The sequence below is a fragment of the Marivirga harenae genome, assembly GCF_030534335.1.
In the GTDB taxonomy this organism is placed as follows: domain Bacteria; phylum Bacteroidota; class Bacteroidia; order Cytophagales; family Cyclobacteriaceae; genus Marivirga; species Marivirga harenae.
The window spans coordinates 3,775,630-3,794,325 of sequence record NZ_CP130565.1 but is presented as its reverse complement, the minus strand read 5'-3'; the positions used below and the strand labels follow the sequence as shown (position 1 = coordinate 3,794,325).

Annotated in this window: 16 protein-coding genes; 3 read left to right on the top strand and 13 right to left on the bottom strand. The window is 35.2% G+C overall.

The window, feature by feature from the left end:
• Window positions 1–2: 2 nt before the first annotated feature.
• From Q3Y49_RS16235 to Q3Y49_RS16185, 11 genes are all read right to left on the bottom strand, one after another.
• Complete coding sequence (locus tag Q3Y49_RS16235) at window positions 3–212, bottom strand: DUF3098 domain-containing protein (RefSeq protein ID WP_303269625.1); 210 nt, start codon at window positions 210–212, stop codon at window positions 3–5.
• A gap of 9 nt (window positions 213–221) precedes the next feature.
• On the bottom strand, window positions 222–1,118 hold the full coding sequence (locus tag Q3Y49_RS16230; RefSeq protein WP_303269623.1) for a cell division protein FtsX: 897 nt from the start codon (window positions 1,116–1,118) through the stop codon (window positions 222–224).
• 116 nt (window positions 1,119–1,234) lie between these two features.
• Window positions 1,235–2,134: an anti-sigma factor gene (locus tag Q3Y49_RS16225; RefSeq protein ID WP_303269621.1), complete on the bottom strand. Its 900-nt coding sequence runs from the start codon at window positions 2,132–2,134 to the stop codon at window positions 1,235–1,237.
• Between the two features lie 5 nt (window positions 2,135–2,139).
• On the bottom strand, window positions 2,140–2,685 hold the full coding sequence (locus Q3Y49_RS16220; protein ID WP_303269619.1) for an RNA polymerase sigma factor: 546 nt from the start codon (window positions 2,683–2,685) through the stop codon (window positions 2,140–2,142).
• Between the two features lie 132 nt (window positions 2,686–2,817).
• A complete protein-coding gene (pdeM, locus tag Q3Y49_RS16215; RefSeq protein ID WP_303269617.1) occupies window positions 2,818–3,465 on the bottom strand; it encodes a ligase-associated DNA damage response endonuclease PdeM in 648 nt (215 codons plus the stop codon).
• 4 nt (window positions 3,466–3,469) lie between these two features.
• Window positions 3,470–3,901, bottom strand: a complete 432-nt coding sequence (locus Q3Y49_RS16210; RefSeq protein ID WP_303269615.1) for a DUF2147 domain-containing protein — start codon at window positions 3,899–3,901, stop codon at window positions 3,470–3,472.
• A gap of 40 nt (window positions 3,902–3,941) precedes the next feature.
• Window positions 3,942–6,371, bottom strand: coding sequence for a ligase-associated DNA damage response DEXH box helicase (locus tag Q3Y49_RS16205; protein WP_303269613.1), 2,430 nt, complete (start codon window positions 6,369–6,371; stop codon window positions 3,942–3,944).
• Window positions 6,364–7,965, bottom strand: a complete 1,602-nt coding sequence (locus Q3Y49_RS16200; protein WP_303269611.1) for an ATP-dependent DNA ligase — start codon at window positions 7,963–7,965, stop codon at window positions 6,364–6,366. The genes Q3Y49_RS16205 and Q3Y49_RS16200 overlap by 8 nt, the downstream gene beginning before the upstream one ends.
• 47 nt (window positions 7,966–8,012) lie before the next feature.
• The gene (locus Q3Y49_RS16195; RefSeq protein ID WP_303269610.1) at window positions 8,013–9,941 is read right to left on the bottom strand and encodes a GAF domain-containing protein; all 1,929 of its coding nucleotides are present in this window, start codon (window positions 9,939–9,941) and stop codon (window positions 8,013–8,015) included.
• Window positions 9,942–10,111: 170 nt separating this feature from the next.
• A complete protein-coding gene (locus Q3Y49_RS16190) occupies window positions 10,112–12,319 on the bottom strand; it encodes a sodium-translocating pyrophosphatase (protein ID WP_303269608.1) in 2,208 nt (735 codons plus the stop codon).
• A gap of 316 nt (window positions 12,320–12,635) precedes the next feature.
• A complete protein-coding gene (locus Q3Y49_RS16185) occupies window positions 12,636–13,043 on the bottom strand; it encodes a hypothetical protein (protein ID WP_303269606.1) in 408 nt (135 codons plus the stop codon).
• A gap of 160 nt (window positions 13,044–13,203) precedes the next feature.
• Between Q3Y49_RS16185 and hppD the strand changes: the two genes are divergently transcribed.
• The 3 genes from hppD (at window position 13,204) to Q3Y49_RS16170 (ending at window position 16,955) form a co-directional block, all read left to right on the top strand.
• Complete coding sequence (hppD, locus tag Q3Y49_RS16180) at window positions 13,204–14,298, top strand: 4-hydroxyphenylpyruvate dioxygenase (RefSeq protein ID WP_303269604.1); 1,095 nt, start codon at window positions 13,204–13,206, stop codon at window positions 14,296–14,298.
• A gap of 221 nt (window positions 14,299–14,519) precedes the next feature.
• A complete protein-coding gene (locus tag Q3Y49_RS16175) occupies window positions 14,520–16,241 on the top strand; it encodes a phospho-sugar mutase (RefSeq protein WP_303269602.1) in 1,722 nt (573 codons plus the stop codon).
• 207 nt (window positions 16,242–16,448) lie between these two features.
• On the top strand, window positions 16,449–16,955 hold the full coding sequence (locus Q3Y49_RS16170; protein WP_303269600.1) for a metallophosphoesterase family protein: 507 nt from the start codon (window positions 16,449–16,451) through the stop codon (window positions 16,953–16,955).
• Between the two features lie 151 nt (window positions 16,956–17,106).
• Here the strand turns inward: Q3Y49_RS16170 and secG are convergent, their stop codons facing one another.
• Together secG and Q3Y49_RS16160 are read right to left on the bottom strand one after the other, a co-directional pair.
• Window positions 17,107–17,544 (bottom strand): preprotein translocase subunit SecG, encoded by a 438-nt coding sequence (gene secG / locus Q3Y49_RS16165; protein ID WP_303269599.1) that lies wholly within the window; start codon window positions 17,542–17,544, stop codon window positions 17,107–17,109.
• 4 nt (window positions 17,545–17,548) lie between these two features.
• Window positions 17,549–18,667: a DUF8458 domain-containing protein gene (locus Q3Y49_RS16160; protein ID WP_303269598.1), complete on the bottom strand. Its 1,119-nt coding sequence runs from the start codon at window positions 18,665–18,667 to the stop codon at window positions 17,549–17,551.
• Between the last annotated feature and the right edge of the window lie 29 nt (window positions 18,668–18,696).

The window sequence follows — 18,696 nt, the reverse complement described above, 5'->3', positions numbered from 1 at the left end:
TCTTACTGCTTAGGCTTCTTTAAAATAGCAAATAATTCTATAATGAAACCAATAAAAACAATTACTGGCCCAAGAGTTAATCCTAAGAAACCAAAGCCGTATTGTTCATTATCTAAGGTCATAATGATAAAACCGATTATTAGAGTTAAAATCCCAGCAATCATGAGGATGTAATTGCTCTTACCGAATGCTAATTTCCTTTTTTCTGACATAAAAGTTGTTTAATATAATTCATCTAAAGACATTGCCATATATTTTTGCATGGCTCTATAGGTACTAAAACTTGCAATACTAATGCTTGTGACTACTAGTCCAGCAAAAATGATTAATAACATCTGTTGATTCTGTAGTTCAGCCAAGCCTTCTAATTTTTGACTTCCGTAGGTCAATAATCCAAAAAGCAAGCTAGCTGCAATCACTGCTGATACTAATCCATGCAATATAGAACGGTAGATAAATGGTTTTCTGATAAAACCTTTTGTGGCCCCAACCAATTGCATGCTCCTAATTAAAAATCTTTGAGAAAATAGTGCTAATTTGATCGTATTGTTTATTAAGATTCCAATTACTATAAATAGCAAAACAGAAATACTTAATAAGACAATACTGATTTTTGTGATGTTCTCATTTATACTCTGCACCATATTGTTCGTGTAAATTACCTCAAAAACTCCATTTATATTCTCGATACTTTTTTGGACCTCACTCATTTTATCTGATGAGTGAAATTCTGGAGCAATTTTGACTATAAATGCATCTTTCAAGGGATTATCGCCTAAAAACTGCATGAAATCCTCTCCAGTTTCTTCTATAAACTTTTCAGCAGCTTCCTTTTTTGAAATGAACCGTATAGCTTCAATTTTATCTTCATTTAAAATGTATTCTTTTGAAGCCAATGATTTACTTACTCGTAATTGCTGAGGTTCAGAGAGGTTTGATTTTAGATAAACCTGCATCTCTACGTTTTGCTTGATTATTTTTGTCAAGGAGGAAGTTGTAGTAATCAAGAGCGCAAATAATCCGAGAATAAATAAGGCTAAAGTCATACTGAAAATGACACTTATAAAGGGGTAATGCCCTAATTTCTTCTTTTTTCTATATTTCTTTTCCTTGCTCATAATTGAAAGTTCAAAAATAAGAATTTATTTATGCTTAGCTTATTAATTCTCTATAAAAACAAAAAAGGCTTTCCAAATATTTTGAAAAGCCTTGTGTTTATTTACAAGTGAGGATACTATTCTTCCACGATCAGCTGAATTTCCATTTTCAGCATCTCGTCCTGAAGCTCCCTTAATTCCGTGATTTCAGTGGTTTTATCTTTAATGATATACACTTCTTCGTTGTGGCTAAGGAATAATTGCTTTTTGCCTTTATCATTCAATTCAATAATTTGATATGGCATATCTTTGAAGTCACCATATAAGTAAAGCTTTGAATTAAAATATCGATAATGATAATTATCTTGATTTTCTACTGCCTTCAAAAATTCAATTTCCGTTTTATCTACTCTATTATGCGCAACTTCTCTGCTTTCAATTCGATTTAAATCATCTTCATTTTGATTTGTAAATAGTTGATCGTCTTCATAGGAGATCAACGCTTGCGGCTGAACAATAGCAGTTACATTACTTTCCTCTTTAATTACATCCTTAGAGTCTTTTGATTTAAGAACATTTGATCCAGAATCACCAACTTTTAATTCAAGATTCTTCGGTGCTTTAAATACTTTCTTTTCCTTCTTTACTTTAGGTAAAGTAGCTAAATACTCAGTATGAAATTCAATTTCTTGACCAGTCTTTAAGTCTATTGGCTTGATGCTGTCATCAAAAGAAATTAGTGACCAATATAAAACGCTGCCAAATATTGTTACTCCCGCCACTGTGCCAGCTAGCCATTTGGCACCACCTCCAGCCAATAGGCCAATTTGTGAGGGTAAATCTATTGCCGTCAATCTTGATTTCAATTCCATTTTTCTGGAATTGGAAATCCCCTGTACAATATTTTTTTGCAAATCAAATTCAGCCTTAAGCAGAGGGTCAGATTTGACTTGAGCTTCAAGCATAGCTTTATCAGCAGGGGTAATAGTACCCTCAAAATATGCATCAATTAAGCGAAAATAGTTCGTTTCACTCATAATTTTCAGTCTAAAAAGTCGCTGGCTTGATATCTTGATCGAATTAAATCATCCAGCCTTTTTTTACATTTATATCTTTTTGTTTTAGCCGTATCGCTATTTGCAAGCCCCATTTTTTTTGCGATTTGGTCCATTGAAAGACCATCAAAATAATGATAACTTAAAATTTGCTTGCACGAGTCCCCCAATTCACTTATACATTCATGGATAATTTTAACCATTTCCTGATTTTCCAATTGGTTGTATTCGCTTTCTTCTTTATCACTTTCCTCAAATTTCTTTTTTCTTTCTAATTCCTTTCTCCATAGGTTTTGACAAACACTAAATAGGTAAGTACTGATTTTTGAGGTCAATTCGAAATTGGCATCTATTGCTTTTTGCCAAAAAACAATCAAAGCATCTTGAAAAATATCCAGAGCCTCTTGCTCTGTTCCATTATTTCTCAAAACCATTCTTAACATCATCTTATAATGTTGCTTATAGAGGTAATCTAAAGCGGACTCATCACCTAATTTGATGCGTTGAATTATTTGACTGTCTGTTAATTTCATCTGTTAATACTGCTCAAGTGGATTTGGTAACCCATTGAATTATAATAATACGTAATTTTTTATAAATATTCGAATGTAAAAACGCTTAATTTCTTACAAGTCACCTTTTTTGAAGATGTCGAAAGTTTATTTTTAGCTCCACTTTTGTACAGAATTATTCAGGACAATAAATGTTTGTGTTTCTTTCTTTGGTTTTATCTTGGCTAGTCCAGTGAATCTGCCAAAGGCGGGTAAAATAATTCTATTATCTTCAAAATGAAAGCAGGGGAGACTTAAGTATGATTTCCCTTTTCCTTTAATGCTAATCCCTGGATGAATATGTCCGCAGAAATTTAGTTCTGCATGAGGAAACGAATCAACGTTTATTGGATGGTGGCTTAATAAAAATGGATTTAATTGGTAGGGCTCTTTTTCGATTTTTAGTGCACTTAGTTTGTAATTCGTTTCGCTTAGGATATCATGATTTCCTTTTATCAAAATAAATTCGATCTTAGAATGTAGTGCTAGAAAATCATTGAAGATAGTCCATTCGTGATTCAAATCACTATGAAATAAGTCACCCAAAAAGAATATTCTTTTTGGGCGAAATTTTGAAATGATATCATCTAAACGCCCAATTTCAGCTTCTATGATAGCAGTTGGAACTGCGATACCAGATTTTCTAAAATGGGTTGTTTTTCCAAGATGGAAATCTGCAATAAAAGCAGTGTACTCTTTCGACCAATAGATAATTTTATTTTCAGAAAGCAGTAATTTTTCTCCTGCTATGTTGATTTCCAATTGATTAGTTTACTTTTTTCCAAGTTTGAGTTCTATAGAAAAAGGCTACGTATCCTCTCACCTTTAGTTCATTTCCTTCTTTCCACAATACACAATCATATGTTTTCCCATCTTTAGGATCCATAATTTCACCATCGTCATACTCTTTATCATCTGCATCCCATTCCATTCCTCGAATGATTTCCATCCCGATAATTTTCTTATTTTTCCTGTCTCCAGGGCATACATCACATATAGGATCTTGCTCTTCATCTGGTCCTCTGAATAACTTGGTGATTTTCCCGTAGACCTTACCATCCTTTTCGTATATTTCTACTACACTCTTTTCCTTTCCAGTTTCGTCATCTATCGTTTTCCATTTACCAGTAACATCTGATTGTGCAATTGCGCCAAAACTGATTCCGATTAATAATAGTACTAAACTTAAATTCTTCATTTTTTTTGTTCTATAGTTGCTTCCAAATGTAAAATTAAAATTATAAACTTTCTAATTGTACCTGCATTTTTGCCACTCTTTCTTCCAATGTTTCAGTCGAAAACTTTTCTCTTAATCTATCGACCATTATTGGAAATGCAAATGGAGTGGGTTTAGTGGTTTTTTTATAAATTATTTTTTGCTTATTTATTTTCTTCATGGATTTAATCAATCTTTCCTCTTCTAATTGTTGTTCAATAACTTCTCTATGAGCTTGTAGAAGTAATAGATTATCAGGTTCATATTCTGTAAAAACATCGAATAATATAGATGAAGATGCTTGGATGTGTTTTTCCTTTATATTTTTACCAGGGAAGCCTTTAAATATCATACCTGAAATGGAGGCAATATCCCTGAATTTCCTTTTGGCCATTTCCGTTTCATTAATTCCTGATAGTATATCATCATGTAAATTTTTCAATGAAAATAAATCTAATGAAAGCATTTCTTCAAAATCAAATTCTTCATCTGTTAATAATTCAAAGCCATAGTCATTCATGGCAATTGAAAAGCTAATAGGCTGTGAAATACTGATTCTATACGCGATCAATCCTGCTAATACTTCATGAATAAAGCGACCTTCAAAAGGGAAAATGAAGATATGAAAGCCCTCATTTGAAATTACTGATTCTATTAGCAATTCATCTTGTTTTGGGATGAAAGAAAGTTTCTTTTGACGATCTATTATGGGTTGGATTGTTTTTAATTCGATTTCATCCAGTTGATTTAGTCTCAGTTTTTCTAATTTCTGTTTTATATGAAATGATAATTGCGAACTGAGTGGCATCCTTCCGCCCATCCACTGGGGAATAAGACCTGTTTTCTTTTTGCTCCTTTTTACCTGTACGGACATATCTTTTAATCGCACATATTCCAAGGCTTTACCAGAAAACCAAAATACGTCACCGGGTTTCAACTTGCTAATAAAGTATTCTTCAATAGTTCCTAAATGTCCGCCTTTTATATATTTTACATTTAAAACTTGGTCGCCTACAATGGTTCCAATTGACAATCGATGTCTCATGGCAATTCTTTTGTTAATTACTTTAATGATACCATCTTCAGTGATAGTTTTATGGTACTCATCATAAGCGGATAGGCTTTCTCCTCCCGTTTTCAAAAATGTTAACAGCCAATCCCATTCCATTTGATTTATTTTTTTGTAGGAATGAGTATTTTTGATTTGTCTGTAAAGTTCATCTGGTTCGAATCCATCACCTACCGCTAGCGTAACCATAAATTGAAGTAGCACATCCAATGCCATTTGAACAGGAATCCTTGCCTCAAAATCTTTTTGCTGAATAGCTGTTCTTAAAGCAGATCCTTCAATTAATTCTAGAGAATGAGTTGGAAGAAAGTAAATCTTACTGATTTCACCAGGCCTATGTCCGCTTCTACCAGCTCTTTGAGCGAATCTAGCTACTCCTTTTGGACCGCCTACTTGAATGATTGTATCAACAGGTCTAAAATCAACACCTAAATCTAAACTTGATGTACAAACAACTACTTTTACCAGTCCGCTATGTAATGCTTCTTCTACCCAAGTTCTAATATTATTATTTAAAGATCCGTGATGCATAGCAATGGCACCAGCAAGTTCGGGTGCCTTATTTAATAATTGCTGGTACCAAATTTCAGTTTGGGAACGTGTGTTGGTGAAAATTAATGTTGTCTTATTTTGATTGATAATGGGTAAAACTTTATCAATTAGCTTTATGCCTAAATGCCCAGCCCAAGGATATTTTTCAACTTCATCTGGAAGAATAGACTCAATTTTAATTTCTTTGTCAAAATTGGCGCTGATGAAGATCCCTTGCTTATCATTCCCGCCTAGTAGTACTTCTTGAGCTTCATGAAGATTTCCTATCGTAGCAGAAATGCCCCATATTTTTAAAGAATTGTTGCTAAGTTTCTTGAAGGACGATAGCGCTAATTCTACTTGAGTTCCCCTTTTGCTTCCTAATAATTCATGCCACTCGTCAACGACCACTGCTTCCAAGTTTTTGAAGTATTCAGTAGCCTTTTTTTGGCTGAGTAGTAAATGCAGACTTTCAGGGGTAGTAATTAGACAATCCGGGGGAGTTTTCTTCTGTCTTTGACGATCCTTTGTGGGAGTGTCACCCGTTCTAATTTCAATTTTCCAGTCAAAACCAAAATCATGAGCTGCTGCTTGCATGGCAGACTGGATATCTTTTGATAAAGCTCTTAAGGGGAGGACCCATAGAAACTTTAAGCCTTTTTGTGGCTTTTCATCTAACTTTGATATTAAAAAAGCAATCCAAAGGGCATAGGTCTTTCCACTGCCTGTAGGAGCATTTAATAGACCTGAATGACCTGATAAGTAATTCTCCCAAGTCTCTATTTGAAAAGGAAAGGGTCTCCATTTTTTCTCTTGAAACCAATTTACACCTGCTTTAATACGCTTATCCATACTTTTTCAGAAGTTCTTGCAGGTCTGTTAATTTGTTGGCTTCATTTATGGGTTTATCTTTTCTCCATCTTTTTATTCTAGGAAACCGAAGCGCTATTCCTGATTTATGTCGATTAGATTCTTGTATTCCTTCAAATGCAATCTCAAAAACTAGTTCAGGTTTAACAGTACGAACAGGCCCAAATTTTTCTTTTGTATTTTTCTTCACAAAGGCATCTACTTTTTTCATTTCTGCATCGGTTAATCCAGAATAAGCTTTTGCGAATGGTACCAATTCATCTTCATCCCAGACAGCAAAGGTGTAGTCAGAATATAGATCAGCTCTTCTACCGTGGCCCTTTTGAGCATAAATCATGATTCCGTCAATTGTGAGAGGGGCAATTTTCCACTTCCACCAATTACCTCTCTTTCTTCCTGATTCATAAAGAGAGTCTTTCTTTTTAAGCATCAAGCCTTCCGTTTTTAGACTTCTAGATTTTTTACGAATTTCAATTAGCTCGGTCCAATCAGAAAATTTGATCGATTGTGAAGGAATCAATACTGGATTCTTTGCTTCCTTAATCAAATTTTTTAAAAGTTGACTTCTGTTCTCTAACGAATTACTTCGAATATCTTTTCCGGCATATTCTATTAGGTCATAGCAAATGAATGCAACTGGAGCTTTCTTTAGAAGATTTTTAGTAATATTTTTTCTCCCTATTCTTGTTTGAAGCAATGCAAAGGAGAGGGGCTCTCCATTTTCAAAGGCAGTTATTTCACCGTCCAGAACTATCCCATTCGGCAGATGTTTTGCCATTGCCTCGAGTTCTGGAAATTTATCAGTGACGAGCTCTTCCCCTCGACTCCAAATAAAGACTTCATCATTTCTTTTTATTATTTGCCCTCTGATGCCATCCCACTTCCATTCGGCCTGCCATTCAGAAGGATTTAGATTTATTTGGATTTCAGCTGTGGTTATAGGGTGAGCCAAATAGAATGGGTAGGGGCGTGAAGCGAGATCATTATTACTTTCCTCTAGAATAAGGTCATGGAAGGTGAAATTTTCGGGGGACCATTTACCCATCAATCGATGGGCAACTATTGATTGATCTATTTCGAAAGTCTGGCTTATAGCCTTGGTCATTAGATTTTGTGACACCCCAACTCTCCATCCCCCCGTAATGATTTTGGTGAAAACGAAGCGTTCCTGTGAGTCTAATTCCTCATAAATTAAATGTAGCCTAGCTTTCTTCTCGTTATTATTCTTGTTTTTTAATTCGATTAAAGTATCGATGTAGTCTGTCAGAGGTTTATCGATTTGATGCTCAAAAGATTCATTTAAAGCCATTAATAATGCAATGGTTTCAGCTAAATCACCCACCACATGATACGATTCTTGAAACAGCCATTCAGGGATTCCTACCCATTCGATAACCCAGTCTTTCAAAAGGCTGGTGGTTACTGCTCGTTGGGGTTTTCTATCAGTGAATAATGCTAATGTCCAGATTTTGTCTTTATCATCAGCAGATAGAAAATAGTTTTTCAAAGCATTCACCTTTTCACTGGTCTTAGTACTTTGGTCTAAAGAAGTTATGAGTTGCGCAAATTCTTTCAAGGCATAAGCTTTAAGAATTCTATAACAGCACTAAATTTATAATGTTATTACAATTTTTCTTTTCTTATAAATATGCAAGCAATTTTCTGTGCATTACCTTGTTCATCGGACACCGGCATGCAATGAGCCACAACCGGGATTTCATGACCTTGCTTATTTATTAAGGTAGCAGATTTGCTCATAGACATATTATCAGTAATACTATTCCAAGTTTTTGTCCAATCTTGGTCTTCTTCATCCAGAAAGAGTTTCTTTCTATCCATACCTGATAAATCGTCCGTATCCCACCCGGTTTGTAATTCTAATTGGCTGTTGATTTCTATGATTTTACCAGATTTATCAAATTCAGCTACCATTGTTGAAATACTGACTGCTTGATTAAAAGCTCCCATTTCACGACTTTGCCTTTCCATTTCTTCTTGTGTAGCTTCTAACTCCTCAGCATTTTGACGCATCTCTTCTTCTTGGGCCTGTAGTTGTTCTGCTTTTAACTGAGACTCCTCTAACAATCTTTTAGTTTCCATGGATACTTGTAGGCCCTGAATTGTGGAAGCAATACTTTCTCCTACTTTCTCTATAAATTCTTTATGATGATCTTTGTAAGACCTGAAAGAAGCTAGTTCAATAATTCCAAATACCTCTTCATTTAATTTCATAGGACTGATTAGGATATGCGTTGGTGAAGATTCACCTAATCCAGAACGAATAGAAACATAATTTTCGGGTATTTCAGATAAATAGATATGCTCTTTTTCCAAGTAGCATTGTCCCACTAAACCTTGACCAGGAGCTAATTCTTTTTCAACGAATTTTTGTCTTTGATATGCATAAGCTCCTTTCAGAATGATTTTAATGTTTTGCTCATCTTCCTTATTTACAATGAAGAGGGAGCCTTGAATGGAATCAGTATATTCAACTAACTCTGAAATTAGCCTAGCGGAAAGGTTTTCAATATTCTCATTATTTTTTCTTAAAATATCGCCAAATTTGGCTACTCCTTCATTGAACCAAACTCTTCTCTTATCTTCGTCAGCGACATTTTGCAGCTCATTTCTCATTTCTGCAAGAGATTGTCCTAAATCACCTTGATTCTCAAAAACTGTGATATTCGTATTGAAATCACCTTTCCCTACTTCGTCTGCAAATCTTGTTATTCCTTTTAGGTTTGTAGTTAATTCATTAATAGCTCTTATAATAGAATTTAATTCATCTTCAGATTCTTCCATCTCTTTAGGCAGGTTACCCTGAGACAGTTCTCTAATATTAACCTTTACGTATTTAACTCTTAGTAATACAGAACGAATTATATAAAGTGCGATCGCAGTACTAATGATAAATGCAATAATAAATTCTATGCTAAGTAATAGTGGGATGTTACGTTCAGCCTGTTCAATACTTTGGATAGATTGTTTTTCCGACTTTGCTAATTCCTCCTTAATAGAAGTAGTAAGAAAAGTCAAATGTATAATATCATCTATAAGTTCTTCACTATTGAGCTTTTCAAAACTTAAATCATCTACAGCTTCTTTTTGCTTGCTTTTGATCTTGGGTAAATGAGCATTCAATTCTTCAGTGAAGGTTACAATATCTTGATTCCCAAATTCTCTTACTAAACTGTCTAATTCATCTACTTTGGGGTAAATATTGTTGAACCACCGGTTTTCAATATCATTTTTAAAGAGATCATCCTCTGTACTGATATACCTAAAGGAAAGGATTGTAGTCAAATCTACTAATTGTTGAACTTCGGAAGCCAGCGTACTACTGTTTTTATTTAGTGCTATTAATTCTTTTCCTTTCGTAATTTGCTTATTCCATGAGTAATTACTGCTGATTAGCATGATGATCGCAAAGGCACCCATTAATAAAAACCCAATAGTAATTCTACCTTGTAAAGTTTTAAAATCTATCCGAATATATTTTTTAATTGAGAATTTTCTCTTTTGCTTGCTGTCTTGAGAATTGTTGTCTGCCATTAGGGTTGTATTTGTAATACCGAAAAAAGTATTAGCAAAATATAAATGATTTACTATAAATACAATAAAAGATTAGTGAATTGGGAGTAGAAAATAGTTTTAAGTTAGTTATAAAAAAAAAGGTCAGTTGGAGAAACAACTAACCTTTTCTATATTTTTAAAAACTGATCTTATTTTTCAGCTTTGATTACTTCACTTTTTTCAACTACTACTTCCTTTACTTCTTTCTTAATTTCAGCAGTACTATGGTCTTTAACCGAAATATGAGGAGCAATTACTAAAGCAACAATTGACATTAATTTGATCAAAATATTCATAGATGGTCCTGAAGTATCTTTGAAAGGATCACCTACTGTGTCCCCAGTAACTGAAGCCTTATGAGGCTCAGATCCTTTATACTCCATTTTACCATTGATTTCCACACCTTTTTCAAAGGATTTTTTGGCATTATCCCATGCACCTCCGGCATTGTTCTGGAAAATACCCATCAAAACACCGGATACCGTAACCCCGGCCAATAAACCACCTAAAATTTCAGCAGAAGAAGTTTCAGCGAAAACTCCTTTTAACCCGAATCCAACTAATAAAGGAGTGATCAAAGCAATAGCTCCAGGTAAAATCATTTCTCTGATGGAAGCCTTAGTTGAAATATCCACACATTTTTCATATTCAGGTTTGGTTGTACCCTCCATAATGCCTGGCATTTCTTTGAATTGTCTTCTTACTTCCTGCACCATATCCATAGCTGCCCTACCTACCGCTGCAATTGCTAAAGAAGAGAAGATAAATGGAATCATACCACCTACAAATAATGCTGCTAATACAGGTGCTTTATAAATATCAATGGAGTCAATTCCAGAAATTCCCACGAAAGCAGCGAATAGTGCTAGCGCTGTTAAGGCAGCAGATGCGATAGCAAATCCTTTACCAGTAGCAGCAGTAGTGTTCCCTACAGCATCTAAATTATCTGTTCTGTCTCTAACCTCTTCCGGTAAGCCACTCATTTCAGCAATACCTCCTGCATTGTCAGCAATAGGTCCGAAGGCATCAATTGCTAATTGCATGGCTGTAGTTGCCATCATTCCAGCAGCAGCAATAGCCACACCATAGAGACCTGCAAAAGAATAGGAAACTACAATACCAGTTGCCAAAACTAAAATAGGTAAAACGGTAGATTGCATACCTACTGCTAAACCACCAATGATATTGGTTGCAGCACCAGTGCTGGATTGCTTTACAATCGATAATACAGGTTTCCTGCCCATAGCTGTATAATATTCAGTAATGATACTCATTAGGGCTCCAACTATTAAACCAGTAAAGATTGCCCAGAAAACATCCATGCTACTAAATTCATAGCCTCTTATCATCAAAGTTTCTGGAAGCATATAATCAACCAAGAAAAAGGAAGCAACGACAGTCAAAACAATTGAAGACCAGTTTCCCCAGTTCAATGCTTTTTGAACACTATCGTTTTCATTTTTAACTCTTACGAATAAAGTACCTATAATAGAAAATACAAGACCTAATCCTGCGATAATCATAGGAAGTAGGATAGGGGCTATGCCTCCAAATTGATCTTCAGAAATGATTTCTCTACCCAATACCATTGAGGCTAAAATGGTAGCTACATACGAACCAAATAAATCAGCGCCCATACCGGCAACATCACCAACATTATCACCAACGTTGTCAGCAATTGTAGCAGGGTTTCTCGGATCATCTTCTGGAATACCAGCTTCCACTTTACCAACTAAATCAGCTCCTACATCGGCAGCTTTTGTATAAATTCCACCACCAACACGTGCAAAAAGTGCAATGGATTCAGCTCCTAGAGAGAAACCAGCTAACACTTCCAATGCTTTCTCCATTTCTAAGCCGTTTACATCACCGCCTGTTTGGATAACGTACATATTATATAGGAAAATAAATAAAATCCCCATTCCAAATACTGCAAGACCTGCAACACCGAGTCCCATAACAGTACCGCCAGAAAAAGATACCTTCAAGGCTTTTGATAAACTAGTTTTTGCAGCTTGAGTAGTTCTTACATTCGCTTTAGTTGCGATGTTCATTCCTACATACCCTGCAAATGCTGAAAATACGGCACCAATTACGAATGAAATTGCGATTACAGGGGAAGAGGTTTCAACTAGTGTTCCTGAGTATGCCAACAATATACCGGCAATAATTACAAAGTAGAACATCACTTTCCATTCAGCCCTTAAAAATGCCATAGCTCCTTTTGCTATGTAGCCAGCTAATTCCGTCATCCTTTCATCTCCAGCATCTTGCTTCGATACCCAAGCGGATTTGATAGCCATAACAATCAGTCCCACAATCCCGAGAATCGGGACAATCCAGATAATATTGCTCATAAGATTTTTTTATTTTTTAAAACCCTGCAAATATAGAGGGATGATTGGGAAATGGAAATATTTAATAAAAGAAAAAATATTGACTGGCTTATTTGACTGATTGCAATAGTTCTATAAGATTTTTCCCTGTGAGAATGGGAATGGGTATTTCGTTGAAGTTGAAAAACTAAAAGTTAGGACAGTGTATAGCTACAAATTGAGTTGTGAATTGTAAAATACCTTATAGAGAAAAAGTTACCAATTTTAATGAAACAGAAGGCTGGAAAATCCCTTTCCGTTGCAGAAAGGGATTTCTACTTTTCTAAAAAGGTTCAAATTATTGCGCCTTCCAAACAACCTCCTTATGGTCGTTTCCTGCTTGAAGTACTATCCTTGTTGGCTGAGGGGCTAAGGCTAAAGTGACTTTAGCACTTGCAAAATCATCAGCCTCAACCAATACACCATGTCCAGGAGCTACATCAATTGAATCTCCGTCCACAATGTATTCATCAGCTAAATAGGCTATTGGAAGCAGTACATCGTTATCAGGACAGAATTCATCATGAACTTCGGCTAATGCTTCTTCCAAGTACTCACCGTAATTTTCAATAAAATCGTCCTCCATATCATGAAGTTCTTCTTCAATTTTGTCATAGTCTTTATCGGCATAGGTCAATTTGCTTAACGCAATTTTTGCTTTTACCAATGCTGTCAAATCCTTGTCTAACTTTTTAATATCTATCATGCTTAAGTGCTATTATTTTCTGAGCGTAAAATTCTTTAGATTGCCAATAACTTCCAAGTAAATAGAAGACTATTTAGGAATAGTTTCATATTTATTTCAATTACTGTGTAAAAAACATAATTTTGAACTGTTAATAATTATGCAATCGATTTAAACTACTATGGAACAGGATTTTTTGCCAATAAATGGCACCGATTACATCGAATTTTATGTTGGAAATGCAAAGCAGTCCGCTATGTATTACCAAACGGCTTTTGGATTTGAGCTTAAGGCCTATGCGGGTCCGGAAACCGGCATTAAGGATAGAGCATCGTATATGTTGCAACAGGGGAAAATTCGATTGGTTTTGACTTCTTCTTTAGCCCCTGATACGGAGGTAGCTCAGCATGTGAACCTGCATGGGGATGGAGTGAAAGTATTAGCGCTGTGGGTGGACGATGCAGAATTGTCTTATAATGAAACAACCAAAAGAGGTGCAAAACCACATACTGCACCAAAAACAATAAAAGATGAACATGGCGAAGTAACGGTAGCTTCTATCCATACCTATGGAGATACTATTCATACTTTTGTAAATAGACATGATTATAATGGCGTTTTCCTGCCGGGCTTCGTAGAAAAAACAAGCGAATTACTAGTGAAGCCTATTGGTTTGAAATATGTAGACCATTGTGTAGGTAATGTTGGCTGGGGAGAGATGAATACCTGGGTTGATTTTTACAGAGATGTGATGGGATTCAATCTGTTGATTACATTTGATGATAAAGATATTGCTACCGATTATACTGCATTAATGTCGAAAGTAGTTTCCAATGGAAATGGTTTCATAAAATTCCCAATAAATGAACCGGCTGAAGGCAAAAAGAAATCTCAAATCGAGGAATATATAGATTTTTACAAAGGAGCAGGAGTTCAGCATATTGCGATCGCTACAGATGACATAATTGATACAGTGTCTGAAATGAGAAGAAGAGGAGTGGAGTTTTTAAGAGTGCCAGACACTTATTATGAAGATTTGTGGCAGAGGGTAGGTGAAATTGAAGAAGATATTGAGCCTATAAGAGAGAATAATATATTGGTAGATCGAGATGATGAAGGATACCTACTTCAGATTTTCACTAAACCAGTTCAGGATAGACCGACCGTTTTCTATGAAATCATTCAAAGGAAAGGTGCAAAATCCTTCGGTAAAGGAAACTTTAAAGCCTTGTTTGAAGCTATTGAAAGAGAGCAAGAATTGAGAGGTAATTTGTAAAACAATTAGATTAATAAATTTATCTGGTTGTGTATAGTGTTTTAAAACCATAGAATGACAATTCTATGGTTTTTTGCTTTTTAGGCACTTTTCGATTCATAAATATTTTTTACTATTTGATAATTCAGTAATTTAAGCATTCTAATCCCTTTTGATTTTTTGGATTAGGAAAATAGACTTTTGCAAATCAGATTTTAGAATTTAAAATATAGGAACCAAAAATGACAAGTCAGGAAAAAGCCCAGCAGTGGTTAGATAGTAAATCTGTAGATGAAGCCACCAAAAAAGAAATTAAAGCCCTACAAGAAAATAATAAGGAAGAATTTGAAGAGTCTTTTTATAAAGATTTAGAATTTGGGACGGGTGGCTTAAGGGGAATTATGGGGGTTGGCAGTAACCGAATGAATAAATATACCCTGGGAATGGCAACTCAAGGATTAAGTAATTATCTAAACAAAACTTTCACCGAGCAAGGAGTTTCGGTTGCCATTGCTCATGACTGTCGAAATAATGCTGAAGAATTTGCCAAAGTTGTAGCGGATGTTTTTACAGCAAATAATATTAAAGTTTTTTTCTTTGAAAGCTTACGTCCAACCCCTGAATTATCCTTTGCAATTCGTCACTTGGGTTGTAAAAGTGGGGTGGTACTGACTGCTTCTCATAATCCGAAAGAGTATAATGGCTATAAGGCTTATTGGACTGATGGTGCACAAATGGTAGCTCCGCATGACTTGAATGTAATGAATGAGGTTCAATCTATCTCATCCATCGATGATGTTTATTTTGATGGTAAGGAAGAACTCATTGAAACCATAGGTAATGATATAGATGAAGCTTACCTTGAGGAAATAAAGAAAATCTCTCTTTTCCCCAATGCCTCTGAAGAAGACAAATCTATTAATATCGTTTTTTCTTCTATTCATGGTACGGGAATTACTTTAGTGCCGAAAGCTTTAGAAATGTTTGGTTTTAAGAATGTACATCTGGTAGAGGAACAGTCGGAGCCCAATGGGAATTTTCCAACGGTAGTCTATCCGAATCCCGAGGAAAAGGAGGCTATGTCCATGGCTTTGCAAAAGGGTAAGAAAGTAGATGCTGACATTGTAATGGCTACAGATCCTGATGCTGATAGAGTCGGCATAGCGATCAAAAATGGAGAAAATGAATTTGCATTATTAAATGGAAATCAGACCGGCTCTATGCTTATTTACTATTTGTTAAGTAGATGGAATGATTTAAGCAAGTTGGATGGTAATCAATTCATTGTAAAAACAATTGTAACTACCGAGCTTTTCAAAAATATTGCAAATGCCTACAAGGTGGAATGTTTCGATACTTTAACCGGGTTTAAAAACATTGCAGCAGTCATCAGGGAATTAGAGGGCAAGAAAACTTTTATTGGTGGAGGAGAAGAAAGTTATGGATATATGATCAGCGATTATGTTCGTGATAAGGATGCTATTGCTTCAGTGGTGATGATTGCAGAAATGACTGCATATGTGAAATCTCAAGGCAAAACTCTCTATGATTACTTGATCGAAATGTACACGAAGTTTGGTTTCTATCGTGAGGATTTAGTTTCGATTACTAAAAAGGGAAAATCAGGAAGCGAGGAAATTAAGGCCATGATGACTCGATTTAGAGAGAAACCTCCTCAAAGCCTGGCTGGTACCAAAGTTGTTGAAGTGCGAGATTACCAGAAATCGACCATTTTGAATATGGAAAGTGGAAAGAAAAGCAAATTGGATTTTCCGTCTTCTAATGTTTTACAATTTTTCTTAGAGGATGGGAGTAAAATATCCGCCAGACCTTCCGGTACAGAGCCTAAGATTAAATTTTATGTGAGTGTAAAGGGGAAATTAAATAGCAAGGAAACCTACGAGGAGGATTTTGCAGAATTGGGTAATATCATTAAGGCTTATTTGGATGATTTGGATTTGTAGGATTATTGAAACTAAGTTTAAATAAGACAAGATTCCTGTCTTCACAGGACTGACGCTACGATTGTAATTCTAATGATAAAAATTACCTTAATCTACTGATTTGATTCTGTGCGTCATTCCCACGCAAGTGGGAATCTATCAAATTTAATCTTTGATTAAAATATCTTTCTGCTCATTAATTTCTTCCTATAGAATAATAACCATTAAATGAAAATAGGCTTAATATCCGATACTCATAGCTTTTGGGATGAAACTATTCCCCAATATTTCAAAGAATGCGATGAAATATGGCATGCAGGCGATATAGGTGAATCTGGACAGATCATGGAGCAACTAAATAAAATTGCTCCATCTATTGCTGTCTATGGAAATATCGATACACCTGAATTTCAAAGAACCTATCCAGAGAATTTATTTATTGAGAGGGAAGGAGTAAAAATATTTATGACCCACATTGGAGGGAAGCCGCCATCTTATAATCCACGAGTCAGGAAATTAATTCAATCGGAAAAGCCTGATGTTTTTATTTGTGGGCATTCGCACATATTGAGGGCAATGCCAGATAAGAAGCATAATAATTTACTCTATCTTAATCCGGGTGCTGCAGGAAATCAAGGCTTTCATAAAATTAGGACGATGATGAGGTTTGAAATTAATAATGGGAAAATTGAAAAGTTGGAGGTGATAGAGTTGGGAAAGAGGGGGGGTATTTAGATGAATAAGTATTGAAATAAGTCATTGCACTACTATTGCGAGTTGTAATTCTGATCGTGGTATAAAAATCAGTTAGCTCAAATAATCCAAAGGAACAAAAAAAGGGAAACCATGCGGATTCCCTTTTCAATAGCCTCTAAGCTAAAATAATCTATTCTTCTGAACTTCCGTCTTCAGTATCTTCTTGAAGTCCTTCAATTAATTCTTGATCTCCACTACCTTCTTGACCTTCAGAACTTCCTTCACCTTCTGTTGGAGGTAATAATCCTTCTTCTTGTCCAGCTCCTTCCATTCCTGGTAATAGAGTTTCGTCCTGGGCCTTTTCTATGTTAGGACTTGTAAAGCCCGTATCAACAGTCGTTGTTTTAATAACAAATGAAGAAGCCAAAGCTAATACCACTAAGCTAATTGCTAAAACCCATGTGATTTTTTCTAAAATATCACCAGTTCTCTTAACTCCAACAACTTGACTTGCTCCTGAACCTCCAAATTGACTGGATAATCCACCGCCTTTAGAATTTTGAGCCAATACTACCAATACCAATAAAATGGCCACTAAAATGATTAAAGTAATTAATAATGTTAACATGTATTTATGATTCTTTTTTTAACTCATCTATAATTTCGACAAAGTACGTCTTTTTTTGTGGAAATTTCCAAATTAATTTCTTGTAAATATCAATTGCTTTTTGCTTTCTCCCTTGTTTTATCATCAATTTCGCCAAAGTTTCCGAAACTACATCGTCCGAAAGATTGGTGCTATTAGCCGAAAGGTCTTCAGCTTCCTGTTTATTTGATTGATTATCAGGGTCTAATCTTTTGGTTAAAACAGGCTCTTTTTCAATGAAGCTATTGATAATGTCCAGTTGTTCCTTTTTATGAGCATCACTAATTTTTAATTCTTTTCTTGAGGTTATTTCCTCAATTATGTCATGCTCATCTTTTTTCGGTTTCTTTGAGGTTTTTTTAGATTTTGAAACTGGGACTTTTGTAATAGTGGTTTTTGTCTTTGTTGTTGTCGCCTTTTTAGAGCTTGGCTGTTTTTTGGCACTACTTGTTTCCTTGGTTGTGGCTGCTTTGGGCTTTTGTGTGGTTGCTTTCTTGGCAGAAGTGGGTTTAGGAGATGCAGCTTTCTTAGTTGTTGTTTTGGAGCTGGTTTTTTTTGTGGTAGCCGTTTTTGATTTTGTAGCTGTTGTCTTCTTACTTTCGAATTTTTCTAAAGTTTTTTGATATTTCTCTTTTTCCTCCTTCAGTGCTTCCATATCCTTAAATAATTCTTCGAAAAAAGAATCAGGTAAATGAGAAGAATCTGTTATTGCGGAAGACTCAATTATAGGTTTGCTAACATATTCAGTTTTTTGTTCAACTTTTTTTCTATCTACTGAAGGAGATTCAATGACTTTATTTTTCGCTATTCGCACTTCATTTTCCTGCTGATAGGTATTTTCTACCGGCTCGACTTTTTTTACAGCCTGGATATAGTCCTTGGTTAAAATTTCTTTTAGGTGTTTTCGATCCAGGGCGTAAATCGCAGAAGTTTGAAGCTGTTTTTTCTCTGTTTCAGGAGAATATTTTTTAGAACCTAGTGTTATTAAGGGGGATAAGGCTTGAAAATAAGGGAACTCTTTCTTCAGATTAGCCAAATCTCTGAAGTCATTTTCTTCTAATTTTTCTGGTTGATTAATGAGGGTTGTAAGCCTTTGTTTGTCCACTTGGTTCTATTTTAAAGAATTAAAGTTAC